15 protein-coding genes are annotated in these 16,482 nt (G+C 73.7%); 10 read left to right on the top strand and 5 right to left on the bottom strand.

Features of this window, described 5'->3' with window-relative positions:
* Nucleotides 1-69: 69 nt before the first annotated feature.
* The 5 genes from GV155_RS18140 to GV155_RS18120 are packed head-to-tail and all read left to right on the top strand — an operon-like array spanning nt 70 to nt 5,282.
* Nucleotides 70-1,086 (top strand): DctP family TRAP transporter solute-binding subunit, encoded by a 1,017-nt coding sequence (locus tag GV155_RS18140; RefSeq protein WP_160010246.1) that lies wholly within the window; start codon nt 70-72, stop codon nt 1,084-1,086.
* Nucleotides 1,083-2,087 (top strand): phosphotriesterase family protein, encoded by a 1,005-nt coding sequence (locus GV155_RS18135; RefSeq protein WP_160010244.1) that lies wholly within the window; start codon nt 1,083-1,085, stop codon nt 2,085-2,087. Before GV155_RS18140 ends, GV155_RS18135 begins: the two co-directional genes overlap by 4 nt.
* Nucleotides 2,084-2,968 (top strand): shikimate dehydrogenase, encoded by an 885-nt coding sequence (locus GV155_RS18130; RefSeq protein ID WP_160010242.1) that lies wholly within the window; start codon nt 2,084-2,086, stop codon nt 2,966-2,968. Before GV155_RS18135 ends, GV155_RS18130 begins: the two co-directional genes overlap by 4 nt.
* On the top strand, nt 2,965-3,417 hold the full coding sequence (gene aroQ, locus GV155_RS18125; RefSeq protein WP_160010240.1) for a type II 3-dehydroquinate dehydratase: 453 nt from the start codon (nt 2,965-2,967) through the stop codon (nt 3,415-3,417). The genes GV155_RS18130 and aroQ overlap by 4 nt, the downstream gene beginning before the upstream one ends.
* Nucleotides 3,417-5,282 (top strand): bifunctional sugar phosphate isomerase/epimerase/4-hydroxyphenylpyruvate dioxygenase family protein, encoded by a 1,866-nt coding sequence (locus GV155_RS18120; protein ID WP_160010238.1) that lies wholly within the window; start codon nt 3,417-3,419, stop codon nt 5,280-5,282. The genes aroQ and GV155_RS18120 overlap by 1 nt, the downstream gene beginning before the upstream one ends.
* A gap of 36 nt (nt 5,283-5,318) precedes the next feature.
* Here GV155_RS18120 and GV155_RS18115 read toward each other — a convergent pair whose 3' ends face one another.
* Together GV155_RS18115 and GV155_RS18110 are read right to left on the bottom strand one after the other, a co-directional pair.
* Nucleotides 5,319-5,786, bottom strand: a complete 468-nt coding sequence (locus GV155_RS18115; protein WP_201300236.1) for a DUF4326 domain-containing protein — start codon at nt 5,784-5,786, stop codon at nt 5,319-5,321.
* A gap of 58 nt (nt 5,787-5,844) precedes the next feature.
* Nucleotides 5,845-7,284 carry a hypothetical protein gene (locus GV155_RS18110; protein ID WP_160010234.1) on the bottom strand — a complete coding sequence of 480 codons (1,440 nt, stop codon included), beginning with the start codon at nt 7,282-7,284 and terminating at the stop codon, nt 5,845-5,847.
* A gap of 162 nt (nt 7,285-7,446) precedes the next feature.
* Between GV155_RS18110 and GV155_RS18105 the strand changes: the two genes are divergently transcribed.
* The 3 genes from GV155_RS18105 to GV155_RS18095 all read left to right on the top strand — a co-directional run bounded on the left by GV155_RS18105 (nt 7,447) and on the right by GV155_RS18095 (nt 10,754).
* A complete protein-coding gene (locus GV155_RS18105) occupies nt 7,447-8,949 on the top strand; it encodes a S8 family serine peptidase (protein ID WP_236554411.1) in 1,503 nt (500 codons plus the stop codon).
* Between the two features lie 107 nt (nt 8,950-9,056).
* Complete coding sequence (locus tag GV155_RS18100) at nt 9,057-9,569, top strand: mycothiol transferase (RefSeq protein ID WP_160010232.1); 513 nt, start codon at nt 9,057-9,059, stop codon at nt 9,567-9,569.
* A 144-nt stretch (nt 9,570-9,713) separates the two neighbouring features.
* Complete coding sequence (locus GV155_RS18095) at nt 9,714-10,754, top strand: TerC/Alx family metal homeostasis membrane protein (RefSeq protein ID WP_160010230.1); 1,041 nt, start codon at nt 9,714-9,716, stop codon at nt 10,752-10,754.
* 11 nt (nt 10,755-10,765) lie between these two features.
* Here GV155_RS18095 and GV155_RS18090 read toward each other — a convergent pair whose 3' ends face one another.
* Nucleotides 10,766-11,641 carry an oxidoreductase gene (locus GV155_RS18090; RefSeq protein WP_160010228.1) on the bottom strand — a complete coding sequence of 292 codons (876 nt, stop codon included), beginning with the start codon at nt 11,639-11,641 and terminating at the stop codon, nt 10,766-10,768.
* 66 nt (nt 11,642-11,707) lie between these two features.
* Here GV155_RS18090 and GV155_RS18085 point away from each other — a divergent pair, with 66 nt between their 5' ends.
* Entirely contained in the window at nt 11,708-12,202 is a 495-nt protein-coding gene (locus GV155_RS18085) for an inorganic diphosphatase (RefSeq protein WP_160010226.1), read from the top strand.
* A 55-nt stretch (nt 12,203-12,257) separates the two neighbouring features.
* Here the strand turns inward: GV155_RS18085 and GV155_RS18080 are convergent, their stop codons facing one another.
* The gene (locus GV155_RS18080) at nt 12,258-13,163 is read right to left on the bottom strand and encodes a sulfite exporter TauE/SafE family protein (RefSeq protein ID WP_160010224.1); all 906 of its coding nucleotides are present in this window, start codon (nt 13,161-13,163) and stop codon (nt 12,258-12,260) included.
* 130 nt (nt 13,164-13,293) lie between these two features.
* Nucleotides 13,294-14,484, bottom strand: a complete 1,191-nt coding sequence (locus GV155_RS18075; RefSeq protein ID WP_160010222.1) for a GAF domain-containing protein — start codon at nt 14,482-14,484, stop codon at nt 13,294-13,296.
* A 140-nt stretch (nt 14,485-14,624) separates the two neighbouring features.
* Between GV155_RS18075 and GV155_RS18070 the strand changes: the two genes are divergently transcribed.
* Nucleotides 14,625-16,454 (top strand): flavin-containing monooxygenase, encoded by a 1,830-nt coding sequence (locus GV155_RS18070; RefSeq protein WP_160010220.1) that lies wholly within the window; start codon nt 14,625-14,627, stop codon nt 16,452-16,454.
* The last annotated feature ends 28 nt before the right edge of the window (nt 16,455-16,482 follow it).

Here is a 16,482-nt window from a genome sequence, read left to right as displayed (position 1 = left end):
GCCGCGGCCCCCACCACCCCCGTCTCGGTCCACCACCCGGCACCGCCGGGACCACCGGAAGGAACATCGATGAACCGCACCTCCCGCGCCACCCGCTCCACCCTCGCCGCCGCGGCGGTCCTGCTGCCGATCGGCCTGCTGAGCGCCTGCGGCGGGGGCGACTCGTCCGGCTCCGGCGGCGTCGAGCTGACGCTGGCCCACAGCTACACCGAGGACCAGCCGCAGCACGCCTGCGGTGCCGAGGTGATCAAGGAGGAGGTGGAGACCGCCGATGCCGGCATGACCGTCGAGATCTACCCGAGCAGCCAGCTCGGCGCCGACGCCGACCGGATCGCCTCAGTGCAGTCGGGTGACATCGACCTCGACATCCAGGGCGCCTCGGCGCTGGCCGCCGCCTACGAGCCGATCGGCGTGATCGACGCGGCGTACGCCTTCGAGAGCACCGAGCACCTGGCGGCGTTCTTCGACGGGAAGGCCAGCGACACCGTCAAGGCCGACTTCAAGGACGCCTCCGGGGTATCCGTCCTCGGGGCGTGGTCGGCCGGGGCGCGCCAGTTCACCGCCTCCGAGCCGATCCGCGAGCCCGCGGACCTCGACGGCCTGCGGATGCGCTTCCCCGGGTCGCCGCAGTTCCTGCTCAACGCGGAGGCGCTCGGCGCCCAGCCCACGGAGGTGGCCTACGAGGAGCTGTACCTCGCCCTCCAGCAGGGCGTCGTGGACGGCCAGGAGAACCCGATCACGAACATCTCGGCGACCAACATCGCCGAGGTCCAGGACTACCTCAGCCTCTCCAGCCACGCGCAGAACTCCAACCTGATCATCGCCGGACCGGTCTACGACGAGCTCGACGCCGACCAGCAGCAGGTCCTCGACGACGCCGTGGCCACCGCGGTGGACGGGCTGCCGGCCTGCGTGGAGGAGCAGGAGGCCGCGCAGCTCGAGGAGTGGGCCTCGAGTGGCGAGATCGAGGTCGTCGACGACGTCGACGTCGAGGCCTTCAGCGCGCAGACCGACGCCTGGTTCACCGACAACCTCGAGGGCGAGTCCCTCGCGGTCTACGAGGCCATCAAGAGCTCGGCCCCGTGACGGGGGAGGCACCCGACGCCGCCCCGGTCCAGACCTACCGCGGGCCCGTGCCCGCGGTGGACCTCGGGTGGACCCTGACCCACGAGCACGTGTTCGTGCTCAGCCCCGAGCTCGACCGCGACCACCCCCACCCCGAGTGGGACCCCGACGCGGCGGTCGAGCGGGCGGTGGCCGGCCTGGAGGAGCTGTACGACCTCGGCGTCCGCACGGTGGTCGACCTGACGGTGCCCGGCCTGGGTCGCGACGTCGCCCTCGTCGGGCGGGTCGCGGCGCGGGTCCGGGTCAACCTCCTCGCCGCCACCGGGTGGTACACCGACGCGGTCCTGCCGCCGTACTTCCGCACGCACGGTCCCGGTCGGCTGGTCGGCGGCCCGGACCCCCTGGTCGAGATGTTCCTGCGGGACCTGGAGGAGGGCGTGGCCGGGTCCGGCGTGCGCGCTGCGGTGATCAAGGTCGTGACGGACGAGCCCGGCCTGACGCCCGACGTCAGCCGTGTCCTGGCCGCCGCCGCGGTCGCCCAGCAGCGGACGGGCGTGCCCGTCGTCACCCACAGCAACCCCCACCTGCGCACCGGGCTCGACCAGCTGCGGGTGCTCGGCGACGCCGGGGTCGACCTGCGGCGGGTGGTCGTCGGCCACAGCGGCGACACCCCCGACCGCGGCTACCTGCGCACCCTGCTCGACCACGGCGCGACGATCGGCGTCGACCGTCTGGGGATGGCCCACGTCGCCGACGACGACGTCATGGTGGACAGCGTGGTGGCCCTGGCGGCCGAGGGCTACGCCGACCGGATCGTGCTGTCGCACGACGCGGCGTACTTCAGCCGGGTGACGCCGCCGTCGTGGCGTCGGGAGCACGCGCCGCACTGGCGTCACGACCACCTCGCCCGCTGCGTGCTGCCCCGGTTGCGCGCGGCCGGTGTCACCGAGGACGACCTGGACCGGATGACCACCCACAACGCACGACGGCTGCTGACGCCGTCGCTGGAGGCCGCCGCGTGAGCACCCCCTACCGGGTCGCGCTGCTCGGGCACGGCATCGGGCCGTCCCTGACGCCGGCCATGCACGAGCAGGAGGCCGCGCTGCTGGGCCTCGACTACCGCTACGAGACCGTCGACCTGATCGGGGACCCCGACGTCGACCTGGGTGCGGTGCTGACCCGGCTCGAGGGGGAGGGGTTCGCGGCCGCCAACGTCACCCATCCCTTCAAGGTGGCCGTGCTCGACCACGTCGCCTCGACCAGTCCCGTGGTGGAGCGGATCGGGTCGGCCAACCTGGTGCTGCTGGACCGCACCGGTGACCCGGGCAGCCCCCACCGCCGCGCGCACAACACCGACGTGACCGGTTTCGAGGCCGGCCTCGTCGCCTTCCTCGGCGCCCGCCCGCGCGGTCGGGTGCTGCAGGTCGGGGCCGGGGGGGCGGGTCGCGCGACGGCGTACGCGTTGCTCGACCTGGGCTTCGACGAGGTCGTGGTGCACGACCGGGACCCGCTCGCCGCGGCCGCGCTCGTGGAGCGGTTCGCCCCGGCGTCAGGGGGACGGATGACCGCGTCCGGGGACGACCTCGCCCCCTGGGTGAGGGAGGTGACCGGCGTGGTCCACGTGACGCCGATGGGGATGGCCGAGCACCCGGGCGTCGCCTTCGACCCCGCCGGTCTGCGGGAGGGGGCCTGGGTGGCCGAGGTGGTCTACCGCCCGCTCGCGACCGAGCTGCTGCGCCGCGCCCGCGCCCGCGGTCTCGACACGCTCGACGGGGGGCTCATGGCCGTCGGCCAGGCGGTCGACAGCCTGCGGCTGATCACGGGCCGCGAGCCCGACCGGGCCCGGATGACCGAGCACTTCCGCGCGCTCGTCCGGTCGCTCGAGAGCGACGGTGCCGCGTGAGCGCGGTGTGGGTGCTGAACGGGCCCAACCTCAACCTCCTCGGCACCCGCGAGCCCGCGGTCTACGGCCACGACACCCTCGGCGACGTCGAGGACCGCTGCCGGCGGGTCGCCACGCCGCTCGGCCTGGACGTGGACTTCCGGCAGACCAACCACGAGGGCGTCCTCGTGGACTGGATCCAGCAGGCCGGGGCCGGTGTGGCGGCCGGGGACGTCCTGGGGGTCGTGCTGAACGCCGGCGCCCTCACCCACACCTCGGTCGCGCTCCGCGACGCCGTGGTCGGGGCGGAGGTGCCGACCGTGGAGGTGCACCTCACCAACGTGCACGCCCGCGAGCCGTTCCGCCACCACTCGTACCTGAGCCCCGTCGCCCGGGGTGTCGTCGTCGGGCTCGGGCCACTGGGCTACGAGCTGGCCGTCCGGTCCTTCGCCCCCACCCAGGAGAGCTGATGCGCACCTCGATCGCCACGGTCTGCCTCAGCGGCAGCCTGGAGGACAAGATGACCGCGGCCGCCGCGGCCGGGTTCGACGGGATCGAGGTATTCGAGCCCGACCTGGTCGGCAGCGACCTCTCCCCGGAGGAGGTCCGCAGCCGGGCAGGCAGGCTCGGTCTCACCCTCGACCTCTACCAGCCCTTCCGGGACTTCGAGGGCGTCACCGACGACCTGCTCGCGGCCAACCTGCGCCGCGCCGAGGCCCGCTTCGCGGTGATGCAGCGGCTCGGCGTCGACACCGTCCTGGTGTGCAGCAACGTCGGGACGGCCACCATCGACTCCGATGACGTCTCGGCGCAGCAGCTGCGCCGCCTCGGCGACCTCGCCGCGGCGTACGACGTGCGGATCGCCTTCGAGGCGCTGGCCTGGGGACGCTTCGTGGACGACTACCGCCGGGCCGCCCGCATCGTCGCGCTGGCCGACCACCCGGCCGTCGGCACGTGCCTGGACAGCTTCCACATCCTGTCCCGGGGCCACGACCCGGCCGGGATCGAGGAGATCCCGGCGGAGAAGATCTTCTTCGTGCAGCTCGCGGACGCGCCGACGCTGGCCATGGACGTGCTGTCCTGGAGCCGCCACCACCGGCTCTTCCCCGGGGAGGGCGACTTCGACCTCACCGGGTTCGTGGCGCACCTGCTCCGCGCGGGCTACGCCGGTCCGCTCTCGCTGGAGGTCTTCAACGACACCTTCCGCCAGACCGACACGGCCCGGACCGCCGCCCACGCGTTCCGGTCCCTGGTGTGGCTCCAGGACCAGGCCGGACGCCGTCTCGACGCCGGTCCGTTGACCCGGATCGCCGAGGCCGCGCCGCCGGTGGGCGTCGACTTCGTCGAGGTCAAGGCGGAGGACACCGGCGAGGTCGAGGCGACCCTGGACCAGCTCGGGCTCACCTTCCGTGGTCAGCACCGGACCAAGCCGGTGCGGCTCTGGTCGGGCGGCCCGGCCAGGATCGTGCTGAACGAGCAGCACGCCCGCGAGGTCGAGCCGGTCGTCGCCGGGCTCGGGCTGGTGGTGCCGGACGCCGCGGCCACCGAACGACGCGCCCACGACCTCGGGGTGCAGCCCGTCCACCGGCGCTCGCAGGTCGACGACGCGCGTCTGGCCGGGTTCCTGGCCCCCGACGGTCTCGAGGTCTACCTCGTCGACGCCCCGGGAGCGGACGCGGAGCCGGCCTGGGTGGAGGAGTTCGAGCACGGGCGGCCGCGGGACGCGGCGGACTCCTTCACCGGTGTCGACCACGTCAACCTGGTCCACTCCTGGGCCGAGCACGACGAGGCCGTCCTGTTCTGGACCGCGGCCGCCGGGTTCGACGCGCCGGCGGCCACGCAGGTGGCCAGCCCGCAGGGGCTGGTGCGCAGCCAGGTGGTCCGCACACCGGACGGCCGGGTCCGCCTGCCGCTCAACGTCGCCCCGACGGTCAGTCGCGACTACCCGGAGCACGTCGCGCTGCACTGCACCGACATCTGGGCGGTGGCGTCGAGGGCGACCGCGCGCGGGATGGTCTTCCTGCCGGTGCCCGACAACTACTACGACGACCTCGCCGCCCGCTTCGGGCTCGACCCCGGGCTGCTCGACCGCCTCCGGTCCGCCCAGCTCCTCTACGACCGGGACGGTGCGGGGGAGTTCCTGCACTTCTACACGCGCCGGGTCGGTCGGGTCTTCTTCGAGGTGGTGCAGCGGCTGGACGGCTACGACGGGTACGGCGCGGACAACGCCCCGGTCCGGCTGGCCTCCCAGGCGCGGGTCGACCGGGTCCAGCGGACGGCACGGGAGTCCGCCGGCGGACCCTCCGCCGGGGCGCGAGGGCGGCCGCGGACCTGACCGCGCACGGGCTCGGCGAGAGATCCGGGCCCTCCGTCAGACGGGTTCCCCGGGGGGACCGTGAGGGAGGCGAGGAAAGTGCAGCTCGGCGTCACGACCAGTTCGTAGCGTGAGCGGGCCGTTCGAGTTCGCGATGTCGAGGAGGACGTCGGCGTGGCAGGGTTCCCGTCGCGGGCACCAGCAGACCAGGTCGCGACCCGCCAGCTCCTGCCGGATGCGGTCCCTGGTCGGCGCGTCGCCGCCGTGGTCGCCCGGGTGTGCGACCCAGTCGGCGTACAGGTCGGTGGCCTTCTGCCGTGCGGACCGCTGGGTGTCCTCGTCGGGGTGGTACGTCGTGCCCTGGTCGTCCAGGAGGAACCACGACCCGGAGAGGCCGTGCCAGTCGCTGCTGCGGGTGATGCGGAACGGGTTGCCCCACTCGGAAGGGCGGCCCACGTAGACGGCTCCCGCCGGCATCCGCCAGCCGCGCCGACGCTTGCGCTCGATGCGTCGGGGAGCGTTCACCGGCTCGCCCCCGTCCCGGTCCGTCCACGACCTGTGGCCGCGGTCACGTCGCTCCGCCTCATGAGCCGGGATGCTCCCACGAAGCGGTTCCGAAGGCCAGGGCAGGTGCAGGCCGCCACGGGTCGCGCGCAGCCGAGAGCCCGGCGTCATCGCCGGCCCGGCGCCGGGGAGGTGGCCGTGCCGGCCCCTCCGGCCAGCGCGCGGTGGTGCGCGGTGATCCGGTCGACGGCCGACTGCTGGACGTGGTTCTTGCCGGGCACGTACAGGGAGACGTCGTCACCTCCGTACGCGGCACCGTGGTTGTGGAGGTCCCGGTGGTTCTGCAGCGACCACGGCGCGGAGGTGAAGATGTTGCCGGTCTGCCGGCCCCGCGCACCCCCACCGCCGTGCCCGCCGGTGTCGGGTCCGGCGTGGGGGTGGGCTGCGTCGTGGTGACCTGGCCGCTGGGCCCGCAGGCCGACTCGCCGATCTGGAGGGAGACCGCGGAGGCGTCGAGCTGCTCGGCGGCGACCGGCAGCACCTGCGCGTCGAGCGCGGTCACCGTGATCTGGTCGGCGCCCTGGCGGACCTGCTTGTTGAGCGTGACGTCGAGGAGGTTCTGCTCCAGGGGCGCGAGCTGCTCGCTGATCTGGGCCAGCGCCGCGTCGATCGCCGCGCCCTGGTCGATGACCTCGGCCAGCGGCCCGAGCGCACCGTCGAGACCGGTCTCGAGCTGGGTGCGCAGCGCGGTGCGCACCTCCTCCGACACCGCCCCCAGGTCCGTGACGACCTTGGTGTTCGGAGGCGGGCTCACCGGGAGACGGACGAGGTCGACCTGCCGGCCCTGGAACTGCGCGTAGGCGCGGGCGCCGACGATGCTCGCGCTGCCCTCGGCCGTGCCGGGCCCGCTGGTGCACCGGCTCTGCACGGCGCCGAGGTCGAGGAAGAGCCCGGGGTTCCCGAGCTGCGTCGAGACCTGGTCGACCGCGTCGTTCAGGGCCTCGGTGAGCGGGCCCAGCTGGTCGGCCGGCAACGGAAGGTCGTCCGGACCGACCGGCAGTCCCTCCCCGACGATCTCGAGCCCGCTGAGGTCCACGGTGCCGGCCGACAGCTGGAGGTTCTGGCCGCCCTGCAGGCAGGTGCCCTCGCCCACGCCGACCACGGTGGCGCCGTCGCCGGCGAGCCCGGCGCAGGCCTCGGAGTAGCCGCGGCCGTCCTGGACCCGGGTGCGCGCGTCCTGGGCCAGGGTGCCGGCGGTGAGGAAGTCCTGGCCGCCCAGCAGCGCCACGGCGGGCCGGTTCGACCCGGAGGTCTGCTCGCGGTCGCCGTCGTGGACGGAGCGGAAGCTGCCGGAGTCCGCCGGGTTGCCCGCGACACTGACGCGGACGGCCGTGCCGGACGCCTGGGCGACGGTCGCCGCGGCGGCCGGGGAGCCGCTCAGGCCGACCAGGGTGGCGGCACCGAGGAGCGCCGCGGCGCTGCGGACCCGGCGTCGTACGGGGCGGGCGGTCTGCGTCATGCGTCCTCCTGGTCACCGGCCCGGGCGTCGTCGGCGACGGGGCTCGTACGGGTGAACGACCGTGCACCGTCCGGGTTACGAGACCCCCGCGCGCTCCCGCGTCCTGCCGTGCCGCCTCGTGGACCGACGTGACCTCCGGGGGAGAGCCTCGTTGGGGACCGCATGGAGCGAACAGTGCGCACCCTGATGACCACCGGGACGGCCGTCCTGGCCCTCGCCGCCGGAGCGGCCGGCCTCGCCGCCCCCGGCGCCTCGGCCTCGTCGGCACCCACGACCGGGGCCCCGGCGGCCGCCGCGGGCGACGGCCTGGCACCGGTCTCCGACTACCTCGGGAGGACCCTCGGTGGTCTGAGCGGGTCCACGACCGTGCTGGTCCACGGCTCGTCGCTGGAGGCGGCGAGGGACGCGATCGGCGCGACCGGGATGACCCCGCGACACACCTTCGAGGCCATCGACGTGGTCGCTGCGCAGGGCACGAAGGCGCAGGTGGAGGCGGTGCGCGCCGAGCCCGGCGTGACCTACGTCGAGGGCAACGCACCCATCGAGCTCACCCAGGAGACGTCGAACCAGGCCACCCGCGGGGCCGAGGCCGCCGCCACCCTGACCGGTGCCGACGGCACGGCGCTGACCGGCAAGGGCGTCTCGGTCGCCGTCATCGACTCCGGCGTCGACCCGAACCACCCGTACTTCCGCGAGGCCGACGGCTCCTCGGCCGTCGTGGCCAGCCTGAAGACGCTCTGCGACCCGACCGAGACGCTCTGCGAGGTCGTCGAGACGGGCCCGCTGGTCGACACCGACACGCTGTCCGGCGGTGGTCACGGCACCCACGTCAGCGGCATCGTCGCGGGTCGCCCGACCACGCTCAGCGACGGCGGGAAGCTCCAGGGCGCCGCCCCGGGCGCGAACGTCGTGTCCCTGTCCACCGGCGCCGTGCTGTTCATCGTCGGCGCCGACATGGCGCTGGAGTGGGTGCTGGAGAACCACGACGCGCCGTGCGGCGAGGGCGTGCCGGCGAGCACCTGCCCGCCGATCAAGGTCACCAACAACTCCTACGGCCCCACCGGCGGCGGGGAGTTCGACCCGCAGAGCGCCACGGCCAAGCTCCAGCGCGCCCTGGTCGACGAGGGCGTCGTGACGGTGTGGGCCAACGGCAACGACGGCGGGGACGGCAGCGCGAACCTGTCCAACCCGCCCGGCCAGGACCCCACCGGCGGCATCCTGTCGGTGGCCTCCTACTTCGACCAGGACACCGGCACCCGCGACGGCGTCGTCTCCGAGTACTCCTCGCGCGGCCTGGCCGGCGAGCAGGCGACCTACCCCGACGTGAGCGCCCCGGGCGAGGCCATCACCTCGTCCTGCCGTCCCTACCTGCCGATCTGCTCGACGGGCCTGGACTTCCGCAACGGCCCCGGTGCGCTCGACGTGGGCACCTTCAACACCATCAGCGGCACCTCGATGGCGGCCCCGCACGTCGCCGGCATCGTGGCCCAGCTGTTCCAGGCCGACCCGACCGCGACGCCGGCCGAGGTGGAGGCGGCGCTGAAGACCAGCGCCCACAAGTACACCGACGGCGCGGCCTACGAGCAGGGCGCCCTCGGCACGACGTCGTTCGACAAGGGCTACGGCCTCGTCGACGTGGTCGCCGCCGTTCAGGCGCTGCGCTGACCCGCTGACCCGACGTCGGGCCTGCGGCCCGACGTCCCCGAACCGAGGGACCCTTCCGGACATGGGGCCGGAGGGGTCCCTCCTCGGCGTCCGGCTACGGTCGCCGCATGAGCCCCGCCGAGCTGCTGGTCGAGACCTACGGACGCGTGCTGGAGAACGCGCTCGCCGCCGCCGACGGGTTGTCGCCCGAGCAGCTGGCGCAGCGCCCCGTCTCCGCCCGCGACGACGCCAACCCGGTCGGGTGGCTGGTCTGGCACCTCGCCCGGGTGCAGGACGACCACGTCGCGGGCGTCGCCGGCCACGAGCAGGTGTGGACCGCCGACGGGTGGGCGCGCCGGTTCGACCTGCCCCTGGACGACGCCGACATCGGCTACGGCCACACCACCGACGAGGTGGGGGTGGTCCGGGCGGACGCCGACCTGCTGGGGGGCTACCTCCGCGCGGTGCACGCGCGCTCGGTGGCGTACCTGTCCGGGCTCGCGCCCGAGGACCTGGACCGCGTCGTCGACGAGCGCTGGGACCCGCCGGTGACCCTCGGCGTCCGCCTGGTCAGCGTGGGGGACGACGGCACGCAGCACGCGGGCCAGGCGGCGTACGCCCGCGGCTTGCTCGGCCTGTAACCTGACTCCCGAGGGGAGTACCTCACCCAAGCCCGTCCCGGTCAGTACGACGTCCCCCAGTGGTCGTCCCGGGCGGCGCCGGACCCGCCAGCGCACCTCGCGCGCGACGGATCCCCGGTCGAGGGAGACCTCAGGTCCGCAGTCATGCCTGAGGAGAACCCCGTCTTGGACACCATCGGCACGCCCACGCTCTGGACGGTGACCCTGGTCGCCGTCGTCGCGCTGCTCGCGCTCGACTTCGCTCTCACCCGCAAGCCGCACGAGGTCTCGATGAAGGAGGCCGTGGGCTGGTCGGCGTTCTACGTCGCCCTCCCGCTCGCCTTCGGCGTCTGGGTCTGGTCCGTGCACGGCGGCCAGATCGGCCTGGAGTACTACACCGGCTACCTCGTCGAGAAGTCGCTCAGCGTCGACAACCTGTTCGTCTTCATGCTCCTTCTCGGCGCCTTCGCCGTGCCCCGCGCGCTTCAGCAGCGCGTCCTGCTCTTCGGCATCATCGGCGCGCTCGTGCTGCGCGGCATCTTCATCGCCGTCGGCGCCGCGGCGCTCGACGCGTTCGACTGGGTCTTCCTGGTCTTCGGCCTGATCCTGCTTCTCACCGGGGCGAAGCTGCTCCGGGACGCGGTCAAGGGCCACGAGCAGTCGGTCGACATCCAGGAGATGAAGGTCGTCAAGCTGGTCAACCGCGTCTTCCCGGTCACCGACGACTACGAGGGCACGAAGCTGAGCGTCAAGCGCGACGGGAAGCGCTTCGTCACGCCGCTGCTGGTGGTCGTCGTCGCCGTCTTCGCCACCGACGTGGTGTTCGCGGTCGACTCGGTCCCGGCCGTCTTCGGGATCACCGGCGACCCGTACCTCGTCTTCGCCACCAACGCCTTCGCCCTGCTCGGCCTCCGCGCGCTCTACTTCGTGCTCGAGGGCGCGCTGTCCAAGCTGGTGCACCTGTCCTACGGGCTAGCGGCGATCCTGCTCTTCATCGGCGTCAAGCTGGTCCTGCACTGGGGCCACATCGTGAACCCGAGCGTCCCGGAGATCCCGACCCTGGCCTCGCTGGGCGTCATCGTCGGCATCCTGGTGCTGGTCACCGCGACCAGCCTGCTCGCCGACCGGCGCAAGCAGCGCGAGCTCGCCGGGCGCGACGACCGCGACCAGCGCGACCAGCGCGACCAGGAGTCCGTCGGGTCCTGACCGGGCACGCCCTACCGCGCCGCCCCCTCGAGCTCGGCCACGTCGGCCGCGGACAGCACCACGTCGCGGACGGCGAGGTTCTGCTCGAGGTGGGCGCGTCGGGAGGTGCCGGGGATCAGGGCGACGTGGTCGCCGTGGGCCAGCAGCCAGGCCAGGCCGACCTGGGCCGGGGTGGCACCGAGGCGCTCGGCGACGGCCACCACGGTCGGGTCCTCGGTCACCTTGGGCATGCCCGGGAAGGCCGAGCCGAGCGGGAAGTACGGCACGTAGGCGACGCCGGCCCGACCGCACAGCGCGAGGACGTCCTCGTCGGACCGGTCCAGCAGGCTGTAGGCGTTCTGCACGCACACGATCCCGGCCTCGGCGATCGCCTGCTCGACCTGGGCCACGGTGGCGGTCGAGATGCCGACGCCGGCGATCTTGCCCTCGTCGCGCAGCGCCACCATCTCGCCGAGCTGCTCGGCGAGCGGGACCTGCTGGTCCGGCGGCAGCGGGTGGGCCGCGTCCGGCAGTCGCAGGTTGACCGCCCCGAGCCGCTCGACGCCGAGCGTCCGCAGGTTGTCCTCGACGGCGGCGCGCAGCTGCTCGGGGCGCTGGGCGGGCGGCCAGCCGCCGTCCTCGTCCCGCTCGGCCCCCACCTTCGAGACCAGCACCAGGTCCTCGGGGTACGGGTGCAGCGCCTCGCGGATCAGCTCGTTGGCGACCGCCGGTCCGTAGAACTGCGCGGTGTCGACGTGGTCGACCCCCAGCTCGACCGCGCGACGCAGCACCGCCAGCGCCTCCTCGCGGTCGCGGGGCGGGCCCATCACCCCGGGCCCGGGCAGCTGCATGGCGCCGAAGCCGACGCGGTGCACGGTCAGGGGTCCGAGGTCCACGGTCTCGCTCATTCGCCCGACGCTACGGACGCCGCCACGCCTGGCGCTCACCCCCGGGTACGGCGCTACCGTCGTCAGATGAGTGACGACACCGACCGCACGGCCCTGCACCGCGACGGGTTCTGCGACGTCGTCGTGGAGATCCCCCGGGGGAGCCGCAACAAGTACGAGGCCACCGACGACGGCGTGATCTGGTTCGACCGGCGCCTGGGCGGGCCGGCCGGCTTCCCCGGCGACTACGGCTACGTCATCGGCGCGGAGGGCGAGGACGGCGACGCGCTCGACGCGCTGGTGCTGCTGGAGGAGGCGACCTTCCCCGGCGTGCACATGCGCTGCCGGGTGATCGGGGCGTACCTGCTCGAGGTCGGCGGCGAGGCCGAGACGAAGCTGATCGTGGTGCCTGAGAAGGACCACCACGCCGACCACCTGAAGGACCTCGGCGACCTGTCGGTGGCCTTCCTCGACGAGCTGGACGCGTTCTTCGCCGCGTACCGGATGCTGGAGTCGAAGGGCGTCGAGGTGCGCGAGCGCCAGGGACGCGACACCGCGGTGGCGGTGCTCACCGGTCCGTGACCGATGGGCTCCGCCACCGCGGTGGAGGGGTCGTGCGTGGGGCGGGGCCCCGGTCTCAGACGACCGGGACCGCGGGGACCTCGACGCCCTGGCGCTCGAGGGCCCGGGTGCGGCGCTCCTGCTTGACCGCCCAGGTGATGCCGGCGATCCAGAGGACGAAGAGGAACGCGGCGGCGACGGCGACAGTCGCGCCGGTGGCACCGAGCGACTCCAGGATGGTTTTGGAGTTGGTCAGGATGATCAGGCCGCCGGCGGCCACGCCGAGGACCCGCGCCGGCATGATCTTGACCAGGTAGGCAGCGATCGGGGCGGCGATCACGCCACCGATCAGCAGCGCCAGGGCGTAGCCCCAGAGGATGCCCTGCGAGCCGAGGGCGAGCAGGAAGCCGAGCGAGCCGCCGACGGCGACCACGAACTCCGAGGTGTCGATCGAGCCGACGACCTTGCGGGGCTCCAGGCGACCCGAGGAGAGCAGCGTCGTGGTGCCCACCGGGCCCCAGCCGCCGCCGCCGATCGAGTCCATCGCGCCGCCGAAGAGGCCCATCGGCATCAGCATCCCGGCCGAGGGGCGCGCCTTGAAGGTGGGGCGACGGCCGCCGAGGACCAGGAAGCGGTAGATCACGTAGACGCCGAGCGAGAGCAGCAGCGCCGCGACCCACGGCTTGGCGGCGTCGCCGTCGAGGCTGGCCAGGAAGGTGGCGCCGGCGAAGGCGCCGACGAAGCCGGGCCCGGCCAGGATCAGCACGGTGCGCCAGTCGACGTTGCCGAGCTTGTGGTGGGAGAAGCCGGAGACCAGCGAGGTGCCGATCTCGGAGAAGTGGACGGCGGCCGAGGCGGCGGCCGGCGCGACGCCGACGGCCAGCAGCAGGGTCGACGACGTCACCCCGTAGGCCATGCCGAGGGAGCCGTCGATCAGCTGGGCGAGGAGTCCGACGAACCCGAGGACGATGAGCTTGCGCATGGGGAAGACCTTCTGGACGAGCGACAGGAGTGACTCGACCGAAAGGGCTAAGTCGGTTGGAATGGTAGACATAGACGACATCGGCCGTCCACTCCCGCGCGGACCCCGGCGTGTCGCGGGGCCCCGCGGCTCAGCAGGTGCCGTCGTGCAGGGTCACGCCGTCGGCCAGGCGGTACGGCTGGGTGGCGACGAGGGCGCCCACCGCGCGACGCAGGCGGGAGACCTCGGCGCGCACCGCGACCTCGTGCTCGGCGTCGCCGTGCAGCGCCACGCTCAGCTCCCGCGCGCCCAGCCCGGCGGGCCCGGCCGCGAGCAGCAGGCGCAGGACCTCCGCGTGGCGCGGGGTCAGCGGGCGGGTCCAGCTCTCGTCGGGGCCGGTCCCCCCGCCGGTACGCACCCGCAGGCCGGGTCGCGCTCCGCCGTCGAGGAGCACCAGCTCGGCCAGCAGCTGCGTGCTGGTGCCCTGCGGGCGGACCAGCCAGCCGCCGGGCAGCCGCTCCGGCAGGCAGAGCCCGAGCCCGGGCACGGTCAGGGGCTGGTGCTCGCGCGGCGCCGCGATCCGGTCCCGGGCGGCGTCGACGCCGGCGCGGTGCGCCACCCACCCGTGGTCGTCGACGACCAGCAGCGGCCCGCCACGGCCCAGCGAGCCCTCGACCGAGGACCGCAGCCGGTGCAGGTCCTCCTGGTGCCGGCGCCAGAGCTGGTGCTCGGCCACCCGCGCCGCGCTGGCCACCAGCGCCCCGAGCGCCGGGTGCAGGGTCAGGGCCGGCCCGCTCACGTCGACGACGCCGAGCAGCTCGCCGGTCCGGGGGTCGTGGAGCGGCGCGGAGGTGCAGTACCAGGGGTGCTGCTGGTGCTCGAAGTGCTCGGCGGAGAAGAGCTGGACCGCGGCGGCCTCGGCCAGGGCGGTCCCGATGGCGTTGGTGCCCACCGTGCCCTCGGTCCAGGTCGCGCCCTCGGCGAACCCCAGGCGGTCGGCCTGGCGCAGGACCCGGGCCGAGCCCTCCCGCCACAGCACCACGCCGTCGGCGTCGCAGACGACCATCACGAACTGTGACGCGTCCGCGGCCGAGGCGAGCACCGCGCGCAGGTCCTCCACCACGAGGCGCAACGGGCTCGAGGACCGCCGGCGGGCGAGCTCGGCGGCGTCCCGCGGGTCCCGCACGTGGCTGCGGTCGGGGTCCAGCCCGAGCGCCAGGACCCGCTCCCAGGACCGGGCGACCACGGCCCGCGGCGCCTGGGCCGGACGGGTGCCGGCCAGGACCGCGTCGTGGGTGCGGGCCAGCTCGTGGGCCTGCCGGCCCAGGTCGACCCCGCTCATGGCTCGAGGATAGGTCGCGCCTGTGACCTGCGCCACGCGGTCCGTCGTCGGGGCGACCGTCGCAACACGCTGCAACCCTGGCGCTCCGGGCGCGGACGCGGTGTGCTGTGGGTCACACGCACGCCCACCGGAGGGATGAGATGACCGAGACCCTGGCACGCCCCGACACCCCGACCGCCCCGCAGGACCGGGCCACGGCCTGGTTCGCCTCCTTCGAGCAGGCCCTCGCCGACCACGACGTCGACCGTGCGGCCGGGATGTTCGCGGCTTCCTGCTTCTGGCGCGACCTCGTCGCGTTCTCCTGGAACATCACCACCGTCGAGGACCGCGCGGGCGTCGCCGGGCTGCTCGGCGCGACGCTCGACCACACCGCGCCGCGCGGGTTCGCGCTGGAGGAGCCGGCCGACGAGGCCGGCGGCGTGACCACCGCCTGGTTCACCTTCGAGACCGCCACGGGCCGCGGCCGCGGCGTCGCCCGGTTCACCGAGGACGGCGGCGAGCTGCGGGCCTGGACCTTCCTGACCACCCTCTACGAGCTCAAGGGCCACGAGGAGCCTCGCGGCACCCACCGTCCGATGGGCGCGCAGCACGGGGCGACCAAGGACCGCACCACCTGGTTGGAGCAGCAGCAGCAGGAGGCCGAGGAGCTCGGCTCGACCACGCAGCCGTACGTGCTCGTGGTCGGCGGCGGGCAGGGCGGGATCGCCCTCGGGGCGCGGCTGCGCCAGCTCGGCGTGCCCTCGCTGGTGATCGACAAGCACGCACGCCCCGGGGACCAGTGGCGCAGCCGCTACAAGTCGCTGTGCCTGCACGACCCCGTCTGGTACGACCACCTGCCGTACCTGAAGTTCCCCGACACCTGGCCGGTGTTCGCGCCGAAGGACAAGATCGGGGACTGGCTGGAGTCCTACACCACAGTGATGGAGGTGCCGTACTGGTCGAGCACGACCGCGACCAGCGCGACGTGGTCCGAGGCGACCGGCGAGTGGACCGTCGAGGTCGAGCGGGAGGGCAAGCCGGTCACGCTGCGCCCGACCCACCTGGTGATGGCGACCGGGATGTCGGGCAAGCCGAACGTGCCCGAGCTGCCCGGCCAGGACGTGTTCCGCGGGGACCAGCACCACTCCTCGCGTCACCCCGGCCCCGATGCGTACCGCGGCAAGAAGGTCGTCGTGGTCGGGTCGAACAACTCCGCCTTCGACATCTGCGGGGCGCTGTGGGAGAACGACGCCGACGTCACGATGGTGCAGCGCTCCTCGACGCACATCGTCAAGAGCCACTCGCTGATGGAGCACGGGCTGGGCGACCTCTACTCCGAGCGGGCCGTCGCCGCCGGGATGACCACGGAGAAGGCCGACCTGGTCTTCGCCTCGCTGCCCTACCGGATCATGCACGAGTTCCAGATCCCGGCCTACCAGAAGATGGCCGAGGAGGACGCCGACTTCTACGAGCGCCTCGAGAGGTCCGGCTTCCGCCACGACTGGGGCGACGACGGGTCGGGGCTCTTCATGAAGTACCTGCGCCGCGGCTCGGGCTACTACATCGACGTCGGCTCGGCCGACCTCGTCGCGAACGGTGACGTGAAGCTCGCCCACGGGCAGGTCGACCACCTGACCGAGGACGCGGTCGTGCTCGAGGACGGCACGGAGCTGCCGGCCGACCTCGTCGTCTACGCGACCGGGTACGGCTCGATGAACGGGTGGGTGGCCGACCTGGTCGACCAGGACGCCGCGGACCGCCTCGGCAAGGTGTGGGGGCTGGGCTCCGACACCACCAAGGACCCGGGGCCGTGGGAGGGCGAGCAGCGCAACATGTGGAAGCCGACCCAGGTCGAGAACCTGTGGATGCACGGCGGCAACCTGCACCAGTCGCGGCACTACTCGCTCTACCTCGCTCTCCAGCTCAAGGCCCGGCACGCCGGTCTGGACACCCCGGTCTTCGACCTGCAGGAGGTCCACCACACCGGATGAGCCTCCGCGGAGCAGCGGACGTACGTCG

The sequence above is a fragment of the Nocardioides sp. AX2bis genome (genome assembly GCF_902506435.1).
Lineage (GTDB): Bacteria > Actinomycetota > Actinomycetes > Propionibacteriales > Nocardioidaceae > Nocardioides.
Note: the sequence above shows the minus strand (reverse complement) of the source record. Positions and strands in the feature narration are given on the sequence as shown.

Bases quoted from the DNA above. Each gene is read 5' to 3' on its own strand.
- GV155_RS18140 (WP_160010246.1), top strand. From the start codon at position 70: ATGAACCGCACCTCCCGCGCCACCCGCTCCACCCTCGCCGCCGCGGCG.
- GV155_RS18120 (WP_160010238.1), top strand. From the start codon at position 3,417: ATGCGCACCTCGATCGCCACGGTCTGCCTCAGCGGCAGCCTGGAGGAC.
- GV155_RS18110 (WP_160010234.1), bottom strand. From the start codon at position 7,284: ATGACGCAGACCGCCCGCCCCGTACGACGCCGGGTCCGCAGCGCCGCG.
- GV155_RS18105 (WP_236554411.1), top strand. From the start codon at position 7,447: ATGGAGCGAACAGTGCGCACCCTGATGACCACCGGGACGGCCGTCCTG.
- GV155_RS18100 (WP_160010232.1), top strand. From the start codon at position 9,057: ATGAGCCCCGCCGAGCTGCTGGTCGAGACCTACGGACGCGTGCTGGAG.
- GV155_RS18095 (WP_160010230.1), top strand. From the start codon at position 9,714: ATGCCTGAGGAGAACCCCGTCTTGGACACCATCGGCACGCCCACGCTC.
- GV155_RS18090 (WP_160010228.1), bottom strand. From the start codon at position 11,641: ATGAGCGAGACCGTGGACCTCGGACCCCTGACCGTGCACCGCGTCGGC.
- GV155_RS18085 (WP_160010226.1), top strand. From the start codon at position 11,708: ATGAGTGACGACACCGACCGCACGGCCCTGCACCGCGACGGGTTCTGC.
- GV155_RS18080 (WP_160010224.1), bottom strand. From the start codon at position 13,163: ATGCGCAAGCTCATCGTCCTCGGGTTCGTCGGACTCCTCGCCCAGCTG.
- GV155_RS18075 (WP_160010222.1), bottom strand. From the start codon at position 14,484: ATGAGCGGGGTCGACCTGGGCCGGCAGGCCCACGAGCTGGCCCGCACC.
- GV155_RS18070 (WP_160010220.1), top strand. From the start codon at position 14,625: ATGACCGAGACCCTGGCACGCCCCGACACCCCGACCGCCCCGCAGGAC.